The sequence below is a fragment of the Bacillus sp. A1 genome (assembly GCF_042296235.1).
Classification (GTDB): Bacteria; Bacillota; Bacilli; order Bacillales; family Bacillaceae; genus Bacillus; species Bacillus velezensis.
The window spans coordinates 98,590-119,014 of the sequence record NZ_CP141181.1; the positions used below are offsets into that span (position 1 = coordinate 98,590).

19 protein-coding genes, 2 rRNA genes and 1 other annotated feature are annotated in these 20,425 nt (G+C 46.4%); all 21 genes read left to right on the forward strand.

Translation table 11 applies throughout. The annotated features are described in order from the left end of the window. The first annotated feature begins 85 nt into the window (after nucleotides 1–85). The 21 genes from U2H13_RS00555 (at nucleotide 86) to nusG (ending at nucleotide 20,376) form a co-directional block, all read left to right on the forward strand. Nucleotides 86–3,015, forward strand: a 23S ribosomal RNA gene (locus U2H13_RS00555). 50 nt (nucleotides 3,016–3,065) lie between these two features. Beyond that, nucleotides 3,066–3,181: ribosomal RNA gene (rrf, locus tag U2H13_RS00560) — 5S ribosomal RNA — on the forward strand. Nucleotides 3,182–3,408: 227 nt separating this feature from the next. Then, nucleotides 3,409–3,873, forward strand: coding sequence for a transcriptional regulator CtsR (gene ctsR, locus U2H13_RS00565; protein ID WP_003156396.1), 465 nt, complete (start codon nucleotides 3,409–3,411; stop codon nucleotides 3,871–3,873). Between the two features lie 13 nt (nucleotides 3,874–3,886). Then, on the forward strand, nucleotides 3,887–4,444 hold the full coding sequence (locus tag U2H13_RS00570; protein ID WP_003156397.1) for a UvrB/UvrC motif-containing protein: 558 nt from the start codon (nucleotides 3,887–3,889) through the stop codon (nucleotides 4,442–4,444). Then, nucleotides 4,444–5,535 carry a protein arginine kinase gene (locus tag U2H13_RS00575; protein ID WP_014416741.1) on the forward strand — a complete coding sequence of 364 codons (1,092 nt, stop codon included), beginning with the start codon at nucleotides 4,444–4,446 and terminating at the stop codon, nucleotides 5,533–5,535. The genes U2H13_RS00570 and U2H13_RS00575 overlap by 1 nt, the downstream gene beginning before the upstream one ends. Beyond that, nucleotides 5,532–7,964: an ATP-dependent protease ATP-binding subunit ClpC gene (gene clpC / locus U2H13_RS00580; protein WP_007410388.1), complete on the forward strand. Its 2,433-nt coding sequence runs from the start codon at nucleotides 5,532–5,534 to the stop codon at nucleotides 7,962–7,964. The genes U2H13_RS00575 and clpC overlap by 4 nt, the downstream gene beginning before the upstream one ends. A 93-nt stretch (nucleotides 7,965–8,057) precedes the next feature. After that, a complete protein-coding gene (gene radA, locus U2H13_RS00585) occupies nucleotides 8,058–9,437 on the forward strand; it encodes a DNA repair protein RadA (protein ID WP_014416742.1) in 1,380 nt (459 codons plus the stop codon). A gap of 3 nt (nucleotides 9,438–9,440) precedes the next feature. Next, nucleotides 9,441–10,523, forward strand: a complete 1,083-nt coding sequence (gene disA / locus U2H13_RS00590; protein ID WP_003156401.1) for a DNA integrity scanning diadenylate cyclase DisA — start codon at nucleotides 9,441–9,443, stop codon at nucleotides 10,521–10,523. 113 nt (nucleotides 10,524–10,636) lie between these two features. Then, nucleotides 10,637–11,737 (forward strand): PIN/TRAM domain-containing protein, encoded by a 1,101-nt coding sequence (locus U2H13_RS00595; RefSeq protein ID WP_003156403.1) that lies wholly within the window; start codon nucleotides 10,637–10,639, stop codon nucleotides 11,735–11,737. A 12-nt stretch (nucleotides 11,738–11,749) separates the two neighbouring features. Continuing rightward, complete coding sequence (gene ispD / locus U2H13_RS00600; RefSeq protein ID WP_053285121.1) at nucleotides 11,750–12,448, forward strand: 2-C-methyl-D-erythritol 4-phosphate cytidylyltransferase; 699 nt, start codon at nucleotides 11,750–11,752, stop codon at nucleotides 12,446–12,448. Then, nucleotides 12,441–12,917 carry a 2-C-methyl-D-erythritol 2,4-cyclodiphosphate synthase gene (gene ispF, locus U2H13_RS00605; protein WP_003156407.1) on the forward strand — a complete coding sequence of 159 codons (477 nt, stop codon included), beginning with the start codon at nucleotides 12,441–12,443 and terminating at the stop codon, nucleotides 12,915–12,917. Before ispD ends, ispF begins: the two co-directional genes overlap by 8 nt. A 91-nt stretch (nucleotides 12,918–13,008) precedes the next feature. Then, nucleotides 13,009–14,460: a glutamate--tRNA ligase gene (gene gltX, locus U2H13_RS00610; RefSeq protein WP_376700618.1), complete on the forward strand. Its 1,452-nt coding sequence runs from the start codon at nucleotides 13,009–13,011 to the stop codon at nucleotides 14,458–14,460. Between the two features lie 2 nt (nucleotides 14,461–14,462). Next, nucleotides 14,463–14,696 (forward strand) — a binding site (T-box leader). 74 nt (nucleotides 14,697–14,770) lie between these two features. Next, nucleotides 14,771–15,424 carry a serine O-acetyltransferase gene (gene cysE / locus U2H13_RS00615; protein WP_014416745.1) on the forward strand — a complete coding sequence of 218 codons (654 nt, stop codon included), beginning with the start codon at nucleotides 14,771–14,773 and terminating at the stop codon, nucleotides 15,422–15,424. After that, nucleotides 15,421–16,821, forward strand: a complete 1,401-nt coding sequence (cysS, locus tag U2H13_RS00620; RefSeq protein ID WP_003156411.1) for a cysteine--tRNA ligase — start codon at nucleotides 15,421–15,423, stop codon at nucleotides 16,819–16,821. Before cysE ends, cysS begins: the two co-directional genes overlap by 4 nt. A 4-nt stretch (nucleotides 16,822–16,825) precedes the next feature. Beyond that, nucleotides 16,826–17,257 carry a Mini-ribonuclease 3 gene (locus U2H13_RS00625; protein WP_003156412.1) on the forward strand — a complete coding sequence of 144 codons (432 nt, stop codon included), beginning with the start codon at nucleotides 16,826–16,828 and terminating at the stop codon, nucleotides 17,255–17,257. Then, on the forward strand, nucleotides 17,241–17,990 hold the full coding sequence (rlmB, locus tag U2H13_RS00630; protein ID WP_376700619.1) for a 23S rRNA (guanosine(2251)-2'-O)-methyltransferase RlmB: 750 nt from the start codon (nucleotides 17,241–17,243) through the stop codon (nucleotides 17,988–17,990). Before U2H13_RS00625 ends, rlmB begins: the two co-directional genes overlap by 17 nt. 6 nt (nucleotides 17,991–17,996) lie before the next feature. Next, nucleotides 17,997–18,509 carry a ribosome-dependent mRNA decay endonuclease Rae1/YacP gene (gene rae1 / locus U2H13_RS00635; protein ID WP_003156414.1) on the forward strand — a complete coding sequence of 171 codons (513 nt, stop codon included), beginning with the start codon at nucleotides 17,997–17,999 and terminating at the stop codon, nucleotides 18,507–18,509. A 62-nt stretch (nucleotides 18,510–18,571) separates the two neighbouring features. After that, a complete protein-coding gene (gene sigH / locus U2H13_RS00640; RefSeq protein WP_003156415.1) occupies nucleotides 18,572–19,228 on the forward strand; it encodes an RNA polymerase sporulation sigma factor SigH in 657 nt (218 codons plus the stop codon). A gap of 85 nt (nucleotides 19,229–19,313) precedes the next feature. Continuing rightward, complete coding sequence (gene rpmG, locus U2H13_RS00645) at nucleotides 19,314–19,463, forward strand: 50S ribosomal protein L33 (protein WP_003156421.1); 150 nt, start codon at nucleotides 19,314–19,316, stop codon at nucleotides 19,461–19,463. 32 nt (nucleotides 19,464–19,495) lie between these two features. After that, nucleotides 19,496–19,675, forward strand: a complete 180-nt coding sequence (secE, locus tag U2H13_RS00650) for a preprotein translocase subunit SecE (protein ID WP_003156422.1) — start codon at nucleotides 19,496–19,498, stop codon at nucleotides 19,673–19,675. A 167-nt stretch (nucleotides 19,676–19,842) separates the two neighbouring features. Continuing rightward, on the forward strand, nucleotides 19,843–20,376 hold the full coding sequence (nusG, locus tag U2H13_RS00655) for a transcription termination/antitermination protein NusG (protein ID WP_003156423.1): 534 nt from the start codon (nucleotides 19,843–19,845) through the stop codon (nucleotides 20,374–20,376). Nucleotides 20,377–20,425: the final 49 nt, after the last annotated feature.

Consider the following 20,425-nt stretch of genomic DNA (forward strand, 5'->3'; position numbering starts at 1 on the left):
AGATGTTGTTCTTTGAAAACTAGATAACAGAAGTAATTCACATTCAATTAGTAATGCAAGATATCACGTAGTGATTCTTTTTAACGGTTAAGTTAGAAAGGGCGCACGGTGGATGCCTTGGCACTAGGAGCCGATGAAGGACGGGACGAACACCGATATGCTTCGGGGAGCTGTAAGCAAGCTTTGATCCGGAGATTTCCGAATGGGGAAACCCACCACTCGTAATGGAGTGGTATCCATATCTGAATACATAGGATATGAGAAGGCAGACCCGGGGAACTGAAACATCTAAGTACCCGGAGGAAGAGAAAGCAAATGCGATTCCCTGAGTAGCGGCGAGCGAAACGGGACCAGCCCAAACCAAGAGGCTTGCCTCTTGGGGTTGTAGGACACTCTGTACGGAGTTACAAAGGAACGAGGTAGATGAAGAGGTCTGGAAAGGCCCGCCATAGGAGGTAACAGCCCTGTAGTCAAAACTTCGTTCTCTCCTGAGTGGATCCTGAGTACGGCGGAACACGTGAAATTCCGTCGGAATCCGGGAGGACCATCTCCCAAGGCTAAATACTCCCTAGTGACCGATAGTGAACCAGTACCGTGAGGGAAAGGTGAAAAGCACCCCGGAAGGGGAGTGAAAGAGATCCTGAAACCGTGTGCCTACAAGTAGTCAGAGCCCGTTAACGGGTGATGGCGTGCCTTTTGTAGAATGAACCGGCGAGTTACGATCCCGTGCAAGGTTAAGCAGAAGATGCGGAGCCGCAGCGAAAGCGAGTCTGAATAGGGCGAATTGAGTACGTGGTCGTAGACCCGAAACCAGGTGATCTACCCATGTCCAGGGTGAAGTTCAGGTAACACTGAATGGAGGCCCGAACCCACGCACGTTGAAAAGTGCGGGGATGAGGTGTGGGTAGGGGTGAAATGCCAATCGAACCTGGAGATAGCTGGTTCTCTCCGAAATAGCTTTAGGGCTAGCCTCAAGGTAAGAGTCTCGGAGGTAGAGCACTGATTGGACTAGGGGCCCCTACCGGGTTACCGAATTCAGTCAAACTCCGAATGCCGATGACTTATCCTTGGGAGTCAGACTGCGAGTGATAAGATCCGTAGTCGAAAGGGAAACAGCCCAGACCGCCAGCTAAGGTCCCAAAGTATACGTTAAGTGGAAAAGGATGTGGAGTTGCTTAGACAACCAGGATGTTGGCTTAGAAGCAGCCACCATTTAAAGAGTGCGTAATAGCTCACTGGTCGAGTGACTCTGCGCCGAAAATGTACCGGGGCTAAACGTATCACCGAAGCTGCGGACTGTTCTTCGAACAGTGGTAGGAGAGCGTTCTAAGGGCTGTGAAGCAAGACCGGAAGGACTTGTGGAGCGCTTAGAAGTGAGAATGCCGGTATGAGTAGCGAAAGAGGGGTGAGAATCCCCTCCACCGAATGCCTAAGGTTTCCTGAGGAAGGCTCGTCCGCTCAGGGTTAGTCGGGACCTAAGCCGAGGCCGAAAGGCGTAGGCGATGGATAACAGGTTGATATTCCTGTACCACCTCCTCACCATTTGAGCAATGGGGGGACGCAGGAGGATAGGGTAAGCGCGGTATTGGATATCCGCGTCCAAGCAGTTAGGCTGGGAAATAGGCAAATCCGTTTCCCGTGAAGGCTGAGCTGTGATGGCGAGCGAATTATAGTAGCGAAGTTCCTGATTCCACACTGCCAAGAAAAGCCTCTAGCGAGGTGAGAGGTGCCCGTACCGCAAACCGACACAGGTAGGCGAGGAGAGAATCCTAAGGTGATCGAGAGAACTCTCGTTAAGGAACTCGGCAAAATGACCCCGTAACTTCGGGAGAAGGGGTGCTCTGTTAGGGTGCAAGCCCGAGAGAGCCGCAGTGAATAGGCCCAGGCGACTGTTTAGCAAAAACACAGGTCTCTGCGAAGCCGCAAGGCGAAGTATAGGGGCTGACGCCTGCCCGGTGCTGGAAGGTTAAGAGGAGCGCTTAGCGTAAGCGAAGGTGCGAATTGAAGCCCCAGTAAACGGCGGCCGTAACTATAACGGTCCTAAGGTAGCGAAATTCCTTGTCGGGTAAGTTCCGACCCGCACGAAAGGCGCAACGATCTGGGCACTGTCTCAACGAGAGACTCGGTGAAATTATAGTACCTGTGAAGATGCAGGTTACCCGCGACAGGACGGAAAGACCCCGTGGAGCTTTACTGCAGCCTGATATTGAATGTTGGTACAGCTTGTACAGGATAGGTAGGAGCCTTGGAAACCGGAGCGCCAGCTTCGGTGGAGGCATCGGTGGGATACTACCCTGGCTGTATTGACCTTCTAACCCGCCGCCCTTATCGGGCGGGGAGACAGTGTCAGGTGGGCAGTTTGACTGGGGCGGTCGCCTCCTAAAAGGTAACGGAGGCGCCCAAAGGTTCCCTCAGAATGGTTGGAAATCATTCGCAGAGTGTAAAGGCACAAGGGAGCTTGACTGCGAGACCTACAAGTCGAGCAGGGACGAAAGTCGGGCTTAGTGATCCGGTGGTTCCGCATGGAAGGGCCATCGCTCAACGGATAAAAGCTACCCCGGGGATAACAGGCTTATCTCCCCCAAGAGTCCACATCGACGGGGAGGTTTGGCACCTCGATGTCGGCTCATCGCATCCTGGGGCTGTAGTCGGTCCCAAGGGTTGGGCTGTTCGCCCATTAAAGCGGTACGCGAGCTGGGTTCAGAACGTCGTGAGACAGTTCGGTCCCTATCCGTCGCGGGCGCAGGAAATTTGAGAGGAGCTGTCCTTAGTACGAGAGGACCGGGATGGACGCACCGCTGGTGTACCAGTTGTTCTGCCAAGGGCATCGCTGGGTAGCTATGTGCGGACGGGATAAGTGCTGAAAGCATCTAAGCATGAAGCCCCCCTCAAGATGAGATTTCCCATTCCGCAAGGAAGTAAGATCCCTGAAAGATGATCAGGTTGATAGGTCTGAGGTGGAAGTGTGGCGACACATGGAGCTGACAGATACTAATCGATCGAGGACTTAACCAATTTGAATGTATGCTTACTGTTATCTAGTTTTGAGAGAACACTCTCAATGGTTTGGTGGCGATAGCGAAGAGGTCACACCCGTTCCCATGCCGAACACGGAAGTTAAGCTCTTCAGCGCCGATGGTAGTCGGGGGTTTCCCCCTGTGAGAGTAGGACGCCGCCAAGCTATCATTACGGTAAAGGCAGCTCATCATGAGCTGCCTTTTTTGTGTTTTTTTGCATACGTTATATAATATGAGAAACGTAACGATATGCCTTTTTGCAAAAGCAGGTTTTATGCTTGTGCAAAGTGGAAATAATAGAGATAGAGCGATACAGTTGAAAAATTTTGCGAAACACCTTATAGTAAGATTAAAGTCAAATATAGTCAAAGTCAATAAAGGAGGGGGTTGAGTGGGACATAATATTTCTGACATCATTGAACAGTACTTGAAACAAGTATTAGATCAAAATGGCAAAGAAATTTTAGAGATCAAACGCAGTGAAATCGCTGATAAATTTCAATGTGTTCCTTCCCAAATAAATTATGTCATCAACACCAGGTTTACAAGTGAAAGAGGATATATTGTTGAAAGTAAACGGGGAGGCGGCGGTTATATTCGTATTATCAAAATTAAAATGAATAACGAAGTCGTCCTCATCAACAATATTATTTCGCAGATTCATACCCACTTGTCCCAGGCAGCCTCTGATGACATTATTCTCAGACTGTTAGAGGACGGAGTTATTTCGGAAAGAGAAGCTAAAATGATGGTGAGTGTAATGGATCGTTCAGTTCTATATATTGATTTGCCCGAACGGGATGAACTAAGAGCCAGAATGATGAAAGCAATGCTCACATCTTTAAAACTAAAGTAAGCGGGTGAAAAGATTGATTTGTCAAGAATGCAATGAGAGACCGGCCACTTTTCACTTTACGAAAGTTGTTAATGGAGAAAAACAAGAAGTTCATATTTGTGAACAATGTGCAAAAGAAAATAGCGATTCATACAGTATAAGTGGAAACCAAGGGTTCTCGATTCATAATTTATTATCAGGGCTGCTGAATATGGAGTCTTCATTTCAAAACACCGGTTCTCAAATGTTCGGCTATTCAGAGCAAGGGACAGCTTGTAAGAAATGCGGTATGACGTTTCAGCAGCTGAGAAAAACAGGGCGTTTCGGCTGTGCGGAATGTTACGATACGTTCTACAGCCAAATTACGCCGATCTTGCGAAAAGTTCACAGCGGGAATACGGTGCATGCCGGGAAAATTCCAAAACGAATAGGCGGAAACCTGCATGTAAGACGGCAAATGGAAATGTTAAAAAAAGAACTTGAATCTTTAATACACCACGAAGAGTTTGAAAGGGCAGCGGAGGTCAGGGATCAGATCCGATCGTTAGAGCAGGAATTAAAAAGTACAGACAGTGAGGGGGAACAAGGGTAATGTCGCTCAAGCATTTTATTCAGGACGCACTAAGCAATTGGATGAAGCAAGAGGGACCTGAAAGTGACATTGTACTCAGCAGCCGTATACGGTTGGCCCGAAACTTTGAAAATATAAAGTTTCCTGCCAGGTATACGAATGAAGAAGCCTCATCCATCATTCAGCAATTCGAAGATCATTTTTCAGGAAAAGAACTGCCTGATATCGGTCAATTTCATTTAATCAGAATGAGTGAAGCTCAGCCTTTGGAAAAACGGGTGCTGATGGAGAAACATCTCATCAGCCCGAATTTAACGGAATCTCCTTTTGGCGGCTGTCTGCTTTCTGAAAATGAAGAAGTCAGCATTATGTTAAATGAAGAAGATCATATCAGAATTCAATGCCTCTTCCCCGGCTTCCAGCTTCTCAACGCCATAAAAGCGGCAAACCAGGTTGATGACTGGATTGAGGAGAAAGTGGATTACGCCTTTGGAGAGAAGAGAGGGTACTTAACAAGCTGTCCTACAAATGTAGGGACGGGACTAAGGGCTTCAGTCATGATGCATTTGCCGGGCCTTGTATTAACTAGGCAAATGAATCGAATTATACCGGCAATTAACCAATTAGGCTTAGTTGTTAGAGGAATTTACGGTGAAGGCAGCGAAGCATTAGGAAATATCTTTCAAATTTCAAATCAAATCACACTCGGAAAATCAGAACAGGACATTGTAGATGATTTAAACAGTGTGGCTGCCCAGCTGATTGAGCAGGAACGTTCAGCCCGAGAAGCGCTTTACCAAACCTCGAAAATTGAATTGGAGGACCGGGTATTCAGATCTTACGGTGTTTTATCCAACTGCCGTATGATTGAATCAAAGGAAACGGCGAAATGCCTTTCTGACGTTCGGCTGGGGATAGACCTGGGGATCATCAAAGGGCTATCAAGCAATATACTTAATGAACTGATGATTTTGACACAGCCGGGTTTTCTCCAGCAATATTCGGGCGGTGCATTACGGCCGAACGAAAGAGACGCGAGAAGAGCGGCTCTTATCAGGGAAAGGCTGCATTTAGAAATGAGTGCAAATAGACAGGAGGATGATTCGATATGATGTTTGGAAGGTTTACAGAGCGAGCTCAAAAGGTATTGGCACTGGCACAGGAAGAAGCACTGCGCTTAGGCCATAACAATATTGGAACTGAACATATCTTATTAGGTCTGGTTCGTGAAGGAGAAGGGATTGCGGCTAAAGCACTCCAAGCACTCGGACTCGGTTCGGATAAAATTCAGAAAGAAGTGGAGAGCTTAATCGGACGGGGACAGGAAATGTCTCAAACGATTCATTATACGCCAAGAGCAAAAAAAGTCATTGAGCTCAGCATGGATGAAGCCAGAAAGCTAGGACATTCTTATGTGGGAACAGAACACATACTTCTCGGACTGATTCGTGAAGGAGAAGGCGTGGCCGCGAGAGTTCTGAATAATCTCGGTGTCAGCTTGAATAAGGCGAGACAGCAAGTGCTGCAGCTTCTGGGAAGCAATGAGACGGGATCTTCTGCATCTGGTACGAACAGCAATGCAAACACGCCGACGCTTGACAGCTTGGCTCGTGATTTAACTGCGATTGCGAAGGAAGACAGTCTTGATCCGGTTATCGGCCGAAGCAAAGAAATTCAGCGTGTTATTGAGGTATTAAGCCGCAGAACGAAGAATAACCCCGTTCTTATCGGAGAACCGGGTGTCGGTAAAACTGCGATTGCTGAAGGCCTCGCACAGCAGATCATCAATAATGAAGTGCCGGAAATTTTACGTGATAAACGCGTAATGACATTAGACATGGGTACGGTTGTAGCCGGTACGAAATACCGAGGAGAATTTGAAGATCGTTTGAAAAAAGTAATGGATGAAATACGTCAGGCCGGCAATATTATTTTATTCATTGACGAACTGCATACACTGATCGGAGCGGGGGGAGCAGAAGGTGCGATTGACGCATCGAATATCTTAAAACCTTCACTGGCCCGCGGAGAGCTTCAATGCATCGGTGCGACAACGCTTGATGAATACCGTAAATATATCGAAAAAGACGCGGCTCTGGAGCGCCGTTTCCAGCCGATTCAGGTGGATCAGCCGTCAGCCGATGAAAGCATTCAAATTTTAAAAGGGCTCCGTGACCGCTATGAAGCGCATCACCGCGTATCCATTACCGATGAAGCGATTGAAGCGGCGGTAAAATTGTCCGACCGTTATATTTCTGACCGCTTCCTTCCGGATAAAGCGATCGATTTAATTGATGAAGCCGGTTCAAAAGTGCGTCTCCGTTCTTTCACAACGCCTCCGAACTTAAAAGAGCTGGAGCAGAAACTCGATGAAGTTCGCAAGGAAAAAGACGCTGCCGTTCAGAGCCAGGAGTTTGAAAAAGCGGCTTCCCTTCGTGATACGGAGCAGCGCTTGAGAGAACAGGTGGAAGACACGAAAAAAACGTGGAAAGAAAAACAAGGCCAGGAGAACTCCGAAGTTTCTGTAGAGGATATTGCGATGGTTGTATCCAGCTGGACCGGGGTGCCCGTATCTAAAATTGCCCAAACGGAGACAGATAAGCTTCTCAATATGGAAAGCATTCTGCACTCCCGCGTCATCGGCCAGGATGAAGCTGTTGTAGCCGTTGCAAAGGCTGTCAGACGTGCAAGAGCCGGTCTGAAGGACCCGAAACGCCCGATTGGTTCATTCATCTTCTTAGGCCCTACAGGCGTTGGGAAGACAGAGCTGGCACGAGCGCTGGCGGAATCCATTTTCGGTGATGAGGAAGCGATGATCAGAGTGGATATGTCCGAATACATGGAGAAACACTCGACTTCACGTCTTGTCGGTTCTCCTCCGGGATATGTCGGCTATGATGAAGGCGGCCAGCTGACAGAAAAAGTGAGAAGAAAACCATACTCTGTCGTATTGCTTGATGAAATTGAAAAAGCGCACCCTGATGTGTTTAACATTCTCCTGCAAGTGCTTGAAGACGGACGCTTGACTGATTCAAAAGGACGCACTGTGGATTTCCGCAACACGATCCTGATTATGACGTCAAACGTCGGAGCGAGCGAGCTGAAACGCAACAAATATGTGGGCTTCAATGTGCAGGATGAATCACAAAACCATAAAGACATGAAAGACAAAGTCATGGGAGAGCTGAAGCGTGCCTTCAGGCCTGAGTTTATCAACCGGATTGACGAAATTATCGTCTTCCACTCCCTTGAGAAAAAACATCTTACAGACATCGTGTCGCTTATGTCTGATCAGTTAACAAAACGTCTGAAAGAACAAGATCTCTCTATCGAGCTGACGGATGCTGCAAAAGCAAAAGTAGCAGAAGAGGGCGTCGATTTGGAATACGGCGCACGTCCGTTAAGAAGAGCGATTCAAAAGCATGTGGAGGACCGATTATCAGAAGAACTCCTCAGAGGCAATATTGATAAAGGCCAGCACATTGTTCTTGATGTTGAGGACGGCGAATTTGTCGTAAAAACAACTGCTAAAACGAACTAATATAGTGACAAACATGAGGCATACGTAAGCGAGTGTATGCCTCACTTTGTTATATAGAGAAATATTCGATAAGGAAGAGGTCTTACAACATATATGGCTAAATCAAAAACAAAATTCATCTGCCACTCATGCGGTTATGAATCCGCAAAATGGATGGGAAAGTGCCCGGGCTGCGGGGCTTGGAATACAATGGTGGAAGAAACCATAAAAAAAGCGCCGGCGAATCGGCGGGCGGCTTTCTCCCACTCCGTTCAAACCGTCCAGAAACCATCACCCATTACATCAATTGAAACATCGGAAGAACCCCGCGTTCACACAAAGCTCGAAGAATTCAACAGAGTGCTTGGCGGCGGCGTTGTGAAGGGCTCGTTAGTATTAATCGGCGGCGATCCCGGGATCGGAAAATCAACGCTCCTTCTCCAAGTATCCGCACAATTAGCAGATACGGCCGGCAGCGTGCTTTACATTTCAGGGGAAGAATCCGTGAAGCAAACGAAGCTGCGTGCCGACAGACTTGGAATCAACAGCCAAATGTTACATGTTTTATCTGAAACCGATATGGAGTATATTTCGTCTGCTATACAAGAGATGAAACCCGCATTTGTTGTCGTAGACTCCATTCAGACCGTGTACCAAAGTGATATAACCTCAGCTCCCGGCAGTGTATCACAAGTAAGAGAGTGTACGGCCGAATTGATGAAAATCGCGAAAACAAACGGCATACCTATTTTTATCGTCGGACACGTCACAAAAGAAGGATCGATCGCAGGGCCGAGATTGCTTGAGCACATGGTCGATACCGTTCTATACTTTGAAGGAGAGCGGCACCATACATTCCGTATTTTGCGGGCCGTAAAAAACCGTTTCGGCTCCACAAATGAAATGGGCATCTTTGAAATGCGGGAAGAGGGGCTTACGGAGGTGCTGAACCCTTCTGAAATATTCTTGGAAGAGCGTTCTGCCGGGGCATCAGGTTCGAGTATCGTTGCGTCAATGGAAGGAACGAGACCGATCCTGGTTGAAATTCAGGCGCTCATATCACCGACCAGTTTTGGAAACCCGCGCCGCATGGCTACAGGCATTGACCACAACAGGGTGTCGTTAATTATGGCTGTGCTTGAGAAGCGGGTGGGTCTTTTGCTTCAAAATCAAGATGCGTATTTAAAGGTCGCCGGCGGGGTCAAACTGGATGAACCGGCGATTGATTTGGCAGTAGCCGTCAGCATTGCCTCAAGCTTCAGAGATACACCGCCGAATCCCGCAGATTGCTTTATCGGTGAAGTGGGTCTGACAGGAGAAGTCCGCAGGGTGTCAAGAATCGAACAGCGCGTAAAAGAAGCGGCGAAACTCGGCTTCAAGCGCATGATCATACCTGAGGCGAATGCAGACGGGTGGACAATACCAAAAGGGATTGAGGTTGTCGGAGTAGCAAATGTTGCAGAAGCGCTTCGTACTTCATTAGGAGGATCATAATAGATGGAAAAAGAGAAAAAAGGGGCGAAACAAGAGCTTGACCTGTCTGCAATTCTGCAGTTCGTTGCACCGGGCACCCCGCTCAGAGCCGGGATAGAGAATGTACTTCGGGCAAATACAGGCGGCCTGATTGTTGTCGGATACAATGATAAGGTAAAGCAAGTCGTCGATGGCGGTTTTCATATTAATACATCATTTGCGCCCGCTCACTTATACGAGCTGGCCAAAATGGACGGTGCCATTATTTTAAGTGATTCCGGCCAGAAAATTCTTTATGCGAATACGCAGCTTATGCCGGAGGCGACCATTTCTTCTTCAGAAACGGGAATGAGGCACCGTACGGCGGAACGGGTGGCGAAGCAGACCGGCTGTCTCGTCATTGCCATTTCTGAGCGCAGAAATGTCATTACGTTATATCAGGACAGCATGAAGTACACACTAAAGGACATAGGATTTATTTTAACAAAGGCAAATCAGGCCATTCAAACGCTTGAGAAGTATAAAACCATTTTAGACAAAACGATTACGGCTTTAAACGCATTAGAGTTTGAGGAGCTTGTGACATTCAGTGACGTGCTGTCCGTCATGCATCGGTATGAAATGGTGCTCCGAATAAAAAATGAAATCAATATGTATATTAAAGAACTCGGAACGGAAGGCCACTTAATCCGTCTGCAGGTGATTGAACTGATTACGGACATGGAAGAAGAGGCGGCACTTTTCATCAAAGACTATGTCAAAGAAAAAATCAAAGATCCGTTCGTGCTGTTAAAAGAGCTTCAGGATATGTCCAGCTATGATCTGCTTGATGATTCCATTCTGTTTAAGCTGCTTGGATATCCGGCTTCTACGAATCTTGATGATTATGTGCTCCCGAGAGGATACAGGCTGCTGAACAAAATTCCGCGTCTGCCGATGCCGATTGTTGAAAATGTGGTTGAGGCGTTCGGATTTTTGCCAAGCATAACGGAAGCCACTGTGGAAGAGCTTGATGATGTCGAGGGTATCGGAGAAGTGCGCGCCCAAAAAATCAAAAAAGGCTTAAAACGCCTTCAGGAAAAACACTATATAGATAGACAGCTTTAAGAATCGCTTAAACCTGTCGGAATCCGGGTATATTATTGTTAGTTTTTGTTTATTCTGAATTTGTAGGCTCTGACAGTCTGCTGAAAAAATGCTACTTAAAAGGAGGTGGAGGTATGTTAAAACGAATAGTTCAGGCGTTCTTCATTATTGTGGGCGGCGTTGTCGGTATCTTTTTAATACCTGAATTGTTTGTGCTGTCAAATATACAGGACATACCTTTAATAACAAACGCATATACGTCTGCTGCAATTGGTGCTATTATCTTTTTTCTCATCAGTATATGGACGACAGAATATGTGATTAATTGGGTAAAATGGATTGAAGATTCTTTGCTGAGAGCTCCGGTGCCGGATCTGTTATTCGGGAGTCTCGGATTGGTTTTTGGACTTATCATCGCATATCTCATTGTAAACGTGATTCCGCTGGACAATATTCCGTACCGTATATTCAGCACCATCATTCCGGTCTTTCTGGCTTTCTTTCTCGGTTACCTGGGCTTCCAAGTCGGATTTAAGAAAAAGGATGAACTGATCAGTCTTTTCTCCATTTCTGCAAGAATGCAGAAGAAAAAGGGAAGTGCTGATGAGGAGCAGGAGGAACAGGATAAAAGGCTGAAAATCTTGGATACAAGTGTTATTATTGATGGGAGAATTGCAGATATTTGTCAGACGGGCTTTTTAGAAGGCGTCATTGTCATTCCTCAATTTGTGCTGGAGGAATTACAGCATATCGCTGATTCTTCAGATGTTTTAAAACGTAACAGAGGACGCCGCGGACTGGATATCTTGAATCGCATTCAAAAGGAACTGGATATTACGGTTGAAATTTATGAAGGCGACTTCGAAGACATTCAGGAGGTTGACAGCAAGCTTGTCAAACTTGCGAAGCTGACATCCGGCGTCGTTGTGACGAATGATTTTAATTTAAATAAAGTATGTGAGCTTCAGAAGGTTGCGGTACTGAATATTAATGACCTTGCAAACGCGGTGAAGCCGGTTGTGCTTCCGGGCGAAGAGATGAATGTGCAGGTGATTAAGGACGGGAAAGAGCATAATCAAGGTGTGGCTTACTTGGATGACGGGACGATGATTGTTGTGGAAGAAGGCCGCAATTATATAGGGAAGCATATTGATGTGCTCGTAACCAGCGTACTGCAGACAGCGGCGGGACGAATGATTTTTGCCAAGCCCAAGCTGCTTGAGAAAGCTCTTTAAGAGGGAGTTAATATGGAGTATGTTGTCGTTATTCCGGCTGCCGGACAAGGAAAACGGATGAAGGCCGGGAAAAATAAGCTGTTCATCAGCTTAAAAGGTGCGCCTGTTATTATACACACACTGCGGGTTTTTGAAAGCCACGCACCCTGTCAGAAAATAATCCTGGTGATAAACGAGAGTGAACGGGAAGATTTTCACCAGCTGCTGGCCCAATTTCCGATTCAGACGGAAATTGAGCTTGTTACCGGAGGTGCGGAGCGTCAGCACAGTGTGTACGAAGGACTGAAAGTGATTGATAAGGAATCGGTCGTCCTTGTTCATGACGGAGCGCGCCCGTTTGTCACACATCAGCATATCGATAAGCTCGTTGAAACAGCAGAGGAGGCGGGAGCGGCTGTCCTGGCTGTTCCTGTGAAAGACACGATAAAACGGGCGGAAGGCTCCCGGGTTGCGGAGACCTTTGACCGTTCAAGCTTGTGGGCCGTTCAAACGCCGCAGGCTTTTCGTCTTTCTTTATTGAAAACGGCGCATATGGAAGCGGAAAACAAAGGCTTCTTAGGGACGGATGACGCCAGCCTCGTCGAGCGTCTTGATGGATATCAGGTGAGTATCGTTGAAGGCAGCTATACCAATATTAAGCTGACAACGCCGGATGATCTGATATCCGCGGAAGCAATCATGAAAGCGGAAAGTGGGAATCATAATGTTTAGAATCGGACAAGGATTTGATGTGCATCAATTAACGGAAGGCCGTCCTCTCATCATCGGCGGAATTGAAATTCCTTATGAAAAAGGGCTGCTCGGACATTCAGATGCTGATGTATTGCTGCATACAGTCGCAGACGCGTGTCTCGGAGCGGCAGGTGAAGGAGATATCGGCAAGCATTTCCCGGATACTGATCCGGAATTCAAAGATGCGGATTCTTTTAAGCTGCTTCAGCATGTCTGGAACATTGTTAAAGAAAAAGGATACGTACTCGGAAATATAGACTGCACGATTATTGCGCAAAAGCCGAAAATGGCGCCGCATATTGATGCTATGAGAAAACGGATAGCGGAAGGCCTTGAGGCGGACGTTTCTCAAGTAAACGTAAAAGCAACGACGACAGAAAAGCTCGGGTTTACCGGAAGAGCCGAAGGAATTGCCGCTCAGGCAACCGTTCTGATCCAAAAAGCCTGATCATTGTTTTGATGCCCGGTCTATTTGGTGGTAGAATAGATACATATATTCGGCTAGAGGCTACAGACGAGATGAAAGGAAGTATTTGAACATGGGAAATGAAGTACGCGTTCGTTATGCACCGAGTCCGACCGGACATTTGCATATCGGTAACGCCAGAACGGCGCTTTTTAACTATTTATTTGCCCGCAGCCAAGGCGGAAAGTTTATTATCCGGATTGAGGATACGGACAAAAAGCGAAATATTGAAGGCGGAGAGCAAAGCCAGCTCAACTATTTGAAATGGCTCGGCATGGACTGGGATGAAAGTGTGGATGTCGGCGGAGAATACGGCCCGTACCGCCAGTCTGAGCGTAACGACATTTACAAAGAGTACTATGAAGAGCTTCTTGAAAAAGGGCTAGCTTATAAATGTTTCTGTACGGAAGAAGAACTTGAGAAAGAACGTGAAGAGCAAATCGCCCGCGGGGAAATGCCGCGCTATTCCGGCAAACACAGAAACCTGACTCAAAAAGAGCAGGAGCAGTTTTTAGCCGAAGGCAGACAGCCGAGCATCCGTTTCCGCGTGCCGGAAGGGAAAATCATCGCATTTAACGATATCGTAAAAGGCGAGATTTCTTTTGAATCAGACGGCATCGGCGACTTTGTCATCGTCAAAAAAGACGGAACACCGACGTATAACTTTGCCGTCGCGATTGACGATTACTTAATGAAAATGACGCACGTGCTCCGCGGTGAGGATCACATTTCAAATACACCGAAACAGATCATGATTTTTCAGGCATTCGGCTGGGATGTTCCTGTCTTCGGACATATGACGCTTATCGTGAACGAAAGCCGCAAAAAATTAAGTAAACGTGATGAATCAATTATCCAGTTTATTGAGCAGTATGAAGAGCTGGGTTACCTGCCTGAAGCGCTGTTTAACTTTATCGGACTTCTCGGCTGGTCTCCCGTCGGTGAAGAAGAGCTTTTCACAAGAGAACAATTCATTGACATTTTTGATGTAAATCGTTTGTCTAAGTCACCGGCTCTGTTTGATATGCATAAACTGAAATGGGTCAACAACCAATACGTCAAAGCGCTGGATCTTGATCAAGTTGTTGAGCTGACCCTGCCGCACCTGCAAAAAGCAGGTAAAGTCGGCACTGAGCTTTCTGCCGAAGAGCAGGAATGGGTTCGTAAATTAATCTCTCTTTACCATGAGCAATTGAGCTACGGCGCTGAAATTGTCGAGCTGACTGATTTGTTCTTTAAAGATGAGATCGAGTATAATCAAGAGGCAAAAGCCGTTCTGGAAGAAGAACAGGTGCCTGAAGTGCTCAGCGTATTTGCTGCGAAGCTTGAAGAGCTTGAAGAATTTACGCCTGAGCTGATCAAAGCCTCAATCAAGGCTGTTCAGAAAGAAACAGGCCATAAAGGCAAAAAGCTGTTCATGCCGATTCGTGTAGCGGTTACCGGTCAGACACACGGTCCGGAGCTTCCGCAGGCCATTGAGCTGATCGGCAGAGAAACAGCCGTAAGACGCCTGAAAAGCATTTAAATATACGATTGTTGACAGGGAAGAGTATAAAACAATGACCATTACAGAAAGAATCTTCATCGGCTGAGAGAGATTCATGCGTCATGTTTTAGAAGTGCGCCCTTAAGACCTTTGAAGAACATTTCTGCGGAAATCAGTATTTAAAGGCGGCCGCCGCCGTTACCGGCTTTTAAGTTGGGAAAACAGTGACTTGTTTTTCAAACAGAGTGGAACCGCGCGGTAAAAGCGTCTCTGTCATGTTTACATGCAGAGGCGCTTTTTTTATAGGCGGAAAAACAGACTGGAGCGGGGAGAGAATGGGGGGAAGCATGTGTTTTTTAAAATGCTAAAAGAAGACATAGATACAGTGTTCGATCAAGATCCGGCAGCAAGAAGCTATTTCGAAGTTGTTTTAACTTATTCTGGTTTACATGCTATATGGGCGCATCGGATTGCACATGCTTTATATAAACGGAGATTTTTCTTCCTGGCGCGCCTGATATCACAGATTGCCCGTTTCTTTACCGGAATTGAAATCCATCCCGGCGCGACCATCGGGAGAAGGTTTTTCATTGACCACGGTATGGGGGTCGTCATAGGGGAAACATGTGAAATCGGCAATAACGTGACGGTATTCCAAGGTGTCACTCTCGGGGGAACGGGAAAAGAAAAGGGGAAGCGGCATCCGACCATAAAAGATGATGCTTTAATTGCAACCGGAGCGAAGGTGCTCGGCTCTATTACGGTCGGGCAGGGTTCTAAAGTAGGGGCCGGCTCCGTTGTGCTTCGTGATGTTCCCGACTTTTCGACCGTTGTCGGCATACCGGGGAAAGTCGTCATTCGGAACGGAAGAAAAATCAAACGCGATCTCAATCACCAAGACTTGCCCGATCCGGTTGCTGACCGGTTTAGAGCATTGGAGCAGCAGATTTTTGAACTGCAGGCTGAACTGGAAGATAAAAAAGAAAGGATCAACCAAAAATGACCATTACACTTTATAATACATTGACACGGAAAAAGGAAACATTCGTTCCTCTTGAGGAAGGCAAAGTAAAAATGTACGTGTGCGGACCGACTGTATACAACTATATTCATATCGGAAACGCCCGTCCGGCGATTGTGTATGATACCGTACGCAACTATTTGGAGTATAAAGGATACGATGTTCAATACGTATCGAATTTCACCGATGTTGACGACAAACTGATTAAGGCGGCCAACGAGCTCGGCGAGGACGTCCCGACCGTTTCTGAGCGGTTCATTAAAGCGTATTTTGAAGACGTGGGCGCCCTCGGATGCCGGAAAGCGGATCTTCATCCCCGGGTCATGGAAAACATGGACGCCATTATTGAATTTGTCAGCGAGCTGATTAAAAAAGGCTACGCTTATGAATCAGAAGGCGACGTCTATTTCAAAACAAGGGCCTTCGAAGGCTACGGCAAGCTATCTCAGCAATCAATTGATGAACTCAGATCAGGCGCGCGTATCCGTGTCGGCGAGAAGAAAGAGGATGCGCTGGACTTTGCTCTTTGGAAAGCTGCTAAGGACGGAGAAATTTCATGGGATAGCCCTTGGGGAAAAGGCCGCCCGGGCTGGCATATTGAATGCTCCGCAATGGTGAAAAAGTATTTGGGTGACGAAATCGATATTCATGCCGGCGGTCAGGACCTGACATTCCCGCACCATGAAAACGAAATCGCCCAATCTGAAGCATTAACAGGCAAGACATTCGCAAAATACTGGCTTCACAACGGATATATCAATATCGATAATGAGAAAATGTCAAAATCTCTCGGCAACTTTGTTTTGGTGCACGATATCATTAAGCAATATGACCCGCAGCTTTTGAGATTTTTCATGCTGTCCGTTCATTACCGCCACCCGATCAACTATTCGGAAGAGCTGCTTGAGAAAACAAAAAACGCGTTTAACCGCCTGAAGACGGCCTACAGTAATTTAAACCATCGTTTGATTAGCAGCACGAATCTGACTGACAATGATGAGGAATGGCTCGCTAAAATTGAAGAGCACCGCACTGCGTTTGAAGAAGCAATGGATGATGATTTTAATACGGCGAATGCGATTTCCGTTTGGTTTGATCTGGCGAAGCTCGCCAATTACTACATGCAGGAAGACAATACGGCGGATCACGTCATTAAAGCCTTTATCAGCATGTTTGACAGAATCGGATCTGTTCTCGGACTTACGCTCGGCGAAGAAGAGCTTGTCGACGAAGAGATTGAAGAGTTGATTGAGAAGAGAAATGAAGCCCGCCGCAATCGCGATTTTGCTTTGTCAGACCAGATTCGCGATCAGCTGAAAAGCATGAATATCATTCTTGAAGATACGGCCCAGGGAACTCGCTGGAAGCGGGGAGAGTAAGCGGATGCTTCAATTTGAACAAATCAAAGATTCAAAGCAGTTAAACGGTCTTGCGCTTGCTTATATGGGTGATGCCATTTTTGAAATATACGTCCGGCATCACCTGCTTAAGCAGGGCTTTACGAAACCGAATGACCTTCATAAGAAGGCGAGCCGGATTGTATCGGCAAAATCACAGGCAGACATATTGTTCCGCCTTCAGGACGAATCCTTTTTCACGGAGGAAGAGGAAGCCGTGCTGAGAAGAGGCAGAAACGCAAAATCAGGGACGACGCCTAAAAACACAGATGTACAGACGTACCGCCATAGTACAGCTTTTGAGGCTTTACTCGGATACCTTTTTCTTGAGAAAAGAGAAGAAAGACTGAATCAGCTGATTGCTGAGGCTATACAAGTCGGGACGTCAGGGAGGAAAACAAATGAGTCAGCAACATGATTACGTCATAGGAAAAAACGCTGTGATTGAGACGTTAAAGTCAGATCGCAAGCTGTATAAGTTATGGATGGCGGAAAACACAGTAAAAGGACAGGCGCAGCAAGTTATGGAGCTTGCTAAAAAGCGCGGCGTCACCATTCAATTTGTACCGAGGAAAAAACTCGATCAGATGGTGGAGGGGCAGCATCAGGGTGTTGTCGCCCAGGTGGCGGCATATGAATATGCACAATTAGACGAATTATATAAAAGAGCGGAAGAGAGAAACGAACAGCCTTTCTTTCTCATATTGGACGAGCTGGAAGACCCTCATAATCTCGGTTCCATCATGAGAACGGCTGACGCTGTCGGTGCACACGGCATCGTGATTCCGAAACGCAGAGCGGTCGGACTGACTTCGACGGTCGCAAAAGCTTCGACTGGTGCGATTGAACACATTCCCGTCGTGAAGGTGACCAACCTTGCCCGGACACTTGATGAAATGAAGGAGCGGGGGATTTGGGTCGTCGGAACGGATGCATCCGCCCGGGAAGACTACCGCTCTATGGACGGCAAGATGCCTTTGGCGCTCGTTATCGGAAGCGAAGGCAGAGGAATGGGCCGGCTTGTGAAAGAGAAATGTGATTTTCTCATTAAGCTTCCGATGGCCGGAAAAGTCACGTCTCTGAATGCGTCGATAGCGGCCGGCCTTCTCATGTATGAAGTCTACCGGAAGCGCAATCCTTTAGGGGAATGAAGACAGATGGACATCCTGTTAGTAGACGGATACAACATGATTGGAGCTTGGCCGCAGCTAAAGGATTTAAAAGCGAACAGTTTTGAAGAAGCGAGAGATGTACTGATCCAGAAGATGGCGGAATATCAGTCCTACACGGGAATCAGAGTCATTGTGGTGTTTGACGCACACCTGGTAAAAGGCATAGAGAAAAAACAAACGAATCACAGAGTCGAAGTGATTTTCACACGGGAGAATGAGACGGCGGATGAGCGGATCGAGAAGCTTGCCCAGGCGCTGAATAATATTGCGACACAGATTCATGTCGCAACCTCCGATTATACGGAGCAGTGGGCGATTTTCGGACAAGGGGCTCTCCGCAAATCCGCCCGGGAGCTCCTGAGGGAAGTGGATACGATAGAACGCCGGATTCAAAGGCGGGTTTCAAAGATCACTTCTGAAAAACCACCGGGTAAAATCGAGCTGTCCGAAGAGGTTTTGAAAACGTTTGAAAAGTGGCGCCGAGGCGGTCTGGATTAGGTTGACGCTTTTTCGCCCATTAATGTATAATATTTCTATCTACGTGCGCCGGGGGGATCGCAGTGAATCTACAGAACAGCAAGGGAAAGTTCAACAAAGTGCAATTTTGCCAGTTGGAGGACGAGCAGGTCATTGAAAAGGTTCATGTTGGGGACAGTGATGCGTTAGATTACTTGATTACGAAGTACCGTAATTTTGTACGGGCGAAAGCAAGGTCTTATTTTTTAATAGGGGCCGACAGAGAAGATATTGTACAGGAAGGGATGATAGGCTTATATAAGTCTATCCGAGACTTTAGAGAGGACAAGCTCACTTCATTTAAAGCTTTTGCAGAATTATGCATTACCCGCCAGATTATTACCGCAATAAAGACAGCTACCCGTCAGAAACACATTCCTTTAAATTCCTATGTTTCTTTAGACAAACCTATTTTTGATGAAGAATCTGACAGAACACTGCTTGATGTCATTTCAGGCGCTAAAACGTTAAATCCTGAAGAGATGATTATTAATCAGGAAGAATTTGATGATATCGAAATGAAAATGGGAGAACTGCTGAGCGATCTGGAGAGAAAGGTGCTTGTTCTGTACTTGGACGGAAGAAGTTACCAAGAGATTTCAGATGACTTAAACCGACACGTAAAATCGATCGATAATGCCCTGCAGCGCGTGAAGCGCAAGCTTGAAAAGTATTTAGAAATAAGAGAGATCAGCCTGTAGCAGGTTTCTGTGTCATATTGACAGAATTTTTCTGACTGTGCTATTTTATTAAGATAAATGAATGTTTAGGAAAAGGTGTAACGACATGAGAAAAAAGATTACGCTGGCATGCAAAACATGCGGAAATCGTAATTATACGACAATGAAAAGCTCTGCATCAGCGGCTGAGCGGTTAGAAGTTAAGAAGTACTGCAGCACTTGCAATTCACATACAGCTCATTTAGAAACAAAATAGTGTTCGCTTTTTAAATTGTGGAGGTCTTTTACATGCGCATGATGAGTTTCTTTAAAGATGTTGGGAAAGAAATGAAAAAGGTTAGCTGGCCTAAAGGCAAAGAGTTAACGCGCTATACGATCACGGTGATTTCAACGGTTATCTTTTTTGTTATCTTTTTTGCCCTCCTTGATACAGGAATTTCTCAATTAATTCGTTTAATAGTTGAATAATGATCAGCAATACGTGCTATAATAGATCATAATATCGTTTGCCAAAACCCGTTCAGCGGGTTTTTTATTGTGTTGTTGAAAAAAGGATTCATAGGCCCTGAGCCTATTTTTTGTTTTACACTTCATTTTTAAATGCGGGGAGGGAAGGACTGCAGAGTCCTGATAGAATGGAAAAGAATTGGTATGTTGTTCATACGTATTCCGGTTATGAAAACAAAGTAAAAGCGAACCTTGAAAAACGTGTGGAATCAATGGGAATGCAGGATAAAATTTTCCGCGTTGTCGTCCCTGAAGAAGAAGAGACTGATATTAAGAACGGCAAGAAAAAAGTAGTCAAAAAGAAAGTGTTCCCGGGTTATGTGCTTGTAGAAATCGTCATGACTGATGATTCCTGGTATGTGGTCCGCAACACGCCGGGCGTTACCGGATTCGTCGGATCAGCCGGTTCAGGCTCAAAGCCGACTCCGCTTCTTCCTGGCGAAGCAGAAACCATCTTAAAGCGGATGGGCATGGATGAGCGGAAAACCGACATTGATTTTGAATTGAATGAGACAGTCAAAGTCATAGACGGACCTTTCGCCAACTTTACAGGATCAATTGAAGAGATTGATTATGATAAGAGCAAAGTGAAAGTATTCGTTAACATGTTCGGCCGTGAAACGCCGGTTGAACTGGAATTTACCCAGATCGACAAATTGTAATGTGAAAAAACTTGAAATTGCTATATATTAATGATAATATAGCAAAGGT

Coding starts and splice junctions, on each gene's coding strand:
- U2H13_RS00575 (WP_014416741.1), top strand. CDS start 4,444: ATGTCGCTCAAGCATTTTATTCAGGACGCACTAAGCAATTGGATGAAG.
- clpC (WP_007410388.1), top strand. CDS start 5,532: ATGATGTTTGGAAGGTTTACAGAGCGAGCTCAAAAGGTATTGGCACTG.
- radA (WP_014416742.1), top strand. CDS start 8,058: ATGGCTAAATCAAAAACAAAATTCATCTGCCACTCATGCGGTTATGAA.
- disA (WP_003156401.1), top strand. CDS start 9,441: ATGGAAAAAGAGAAAAAAGGGGCGAAACAAGAGCTTGACCTGTCTGCA.
- U2H13_RS00595 (WP_003156403.1), top strand. CDS start 10,637: ATGTTAAAACGAATAGTTCAGGCGTTCTTCATTATTGTGGGCGGCGTT.
- ispD (WP_053285121.1), top strand. CDS start 11,750: ATGGAGTATGTTGTCGTTATTCCGGCTGCCGGACAAGGAAAACGGATG.
- ispF (WP_003156407.1), top strand. CDS start 12,441: ATGTTTAGAATCGGACAAGGATTTGATGTGCATCAATTAACGGAAGGC.
- gltX (WP_376700618.1), top strand. CDS start 13,009: ATGGGAAATGAAGTACGCGTTCGTTATGCACCGAGTCCGACCGGACAT.
- cysS (WP_003156411.1), top strand. CDS start 15,421: ATGACCATTACACTTTATAATACATTGACACGGAAAAAGGAAACATTC.
- U2H13_RS00625 (WP_003156412.1), top strand. CDS start 16,826: ATGCTTCAATTTGAACAAATCAAAGATTCAAAGCAGTTAAACGGTCTT.
- rlmB (WP_376700619.1), top strand. CDS start 17,241: ATGAGTCAGCAACATGATTACGTCATAGGAAAAAACGCTGTGATTGAG.
- rae1 (WP_003156414.1), top strand. CDS start 17,997: ATGGACATCCTGTTAGTAGACGGATACAACATGATTGGAGCTTGGCCG.
- rpmG (WP_003156421.1), top strand. CDS start 19,314: ATGAGAAAAAAGATTACGCTGGCATGCAAAACATGCGGAAATCGTAAT.
- secE (WP_003156422.1), top strand. CDS start 19,496: ATGCGCATGATGAGTTTCTTTAAAGATGTTGGGAAAGAAATGAAAAAG.
- nusG (WP_003156423.1), top strand. CDS start 19,843: ATGGAAAAGAATTGGTATGTTGTTCATACGTATTCCGGTTATGAAAAC.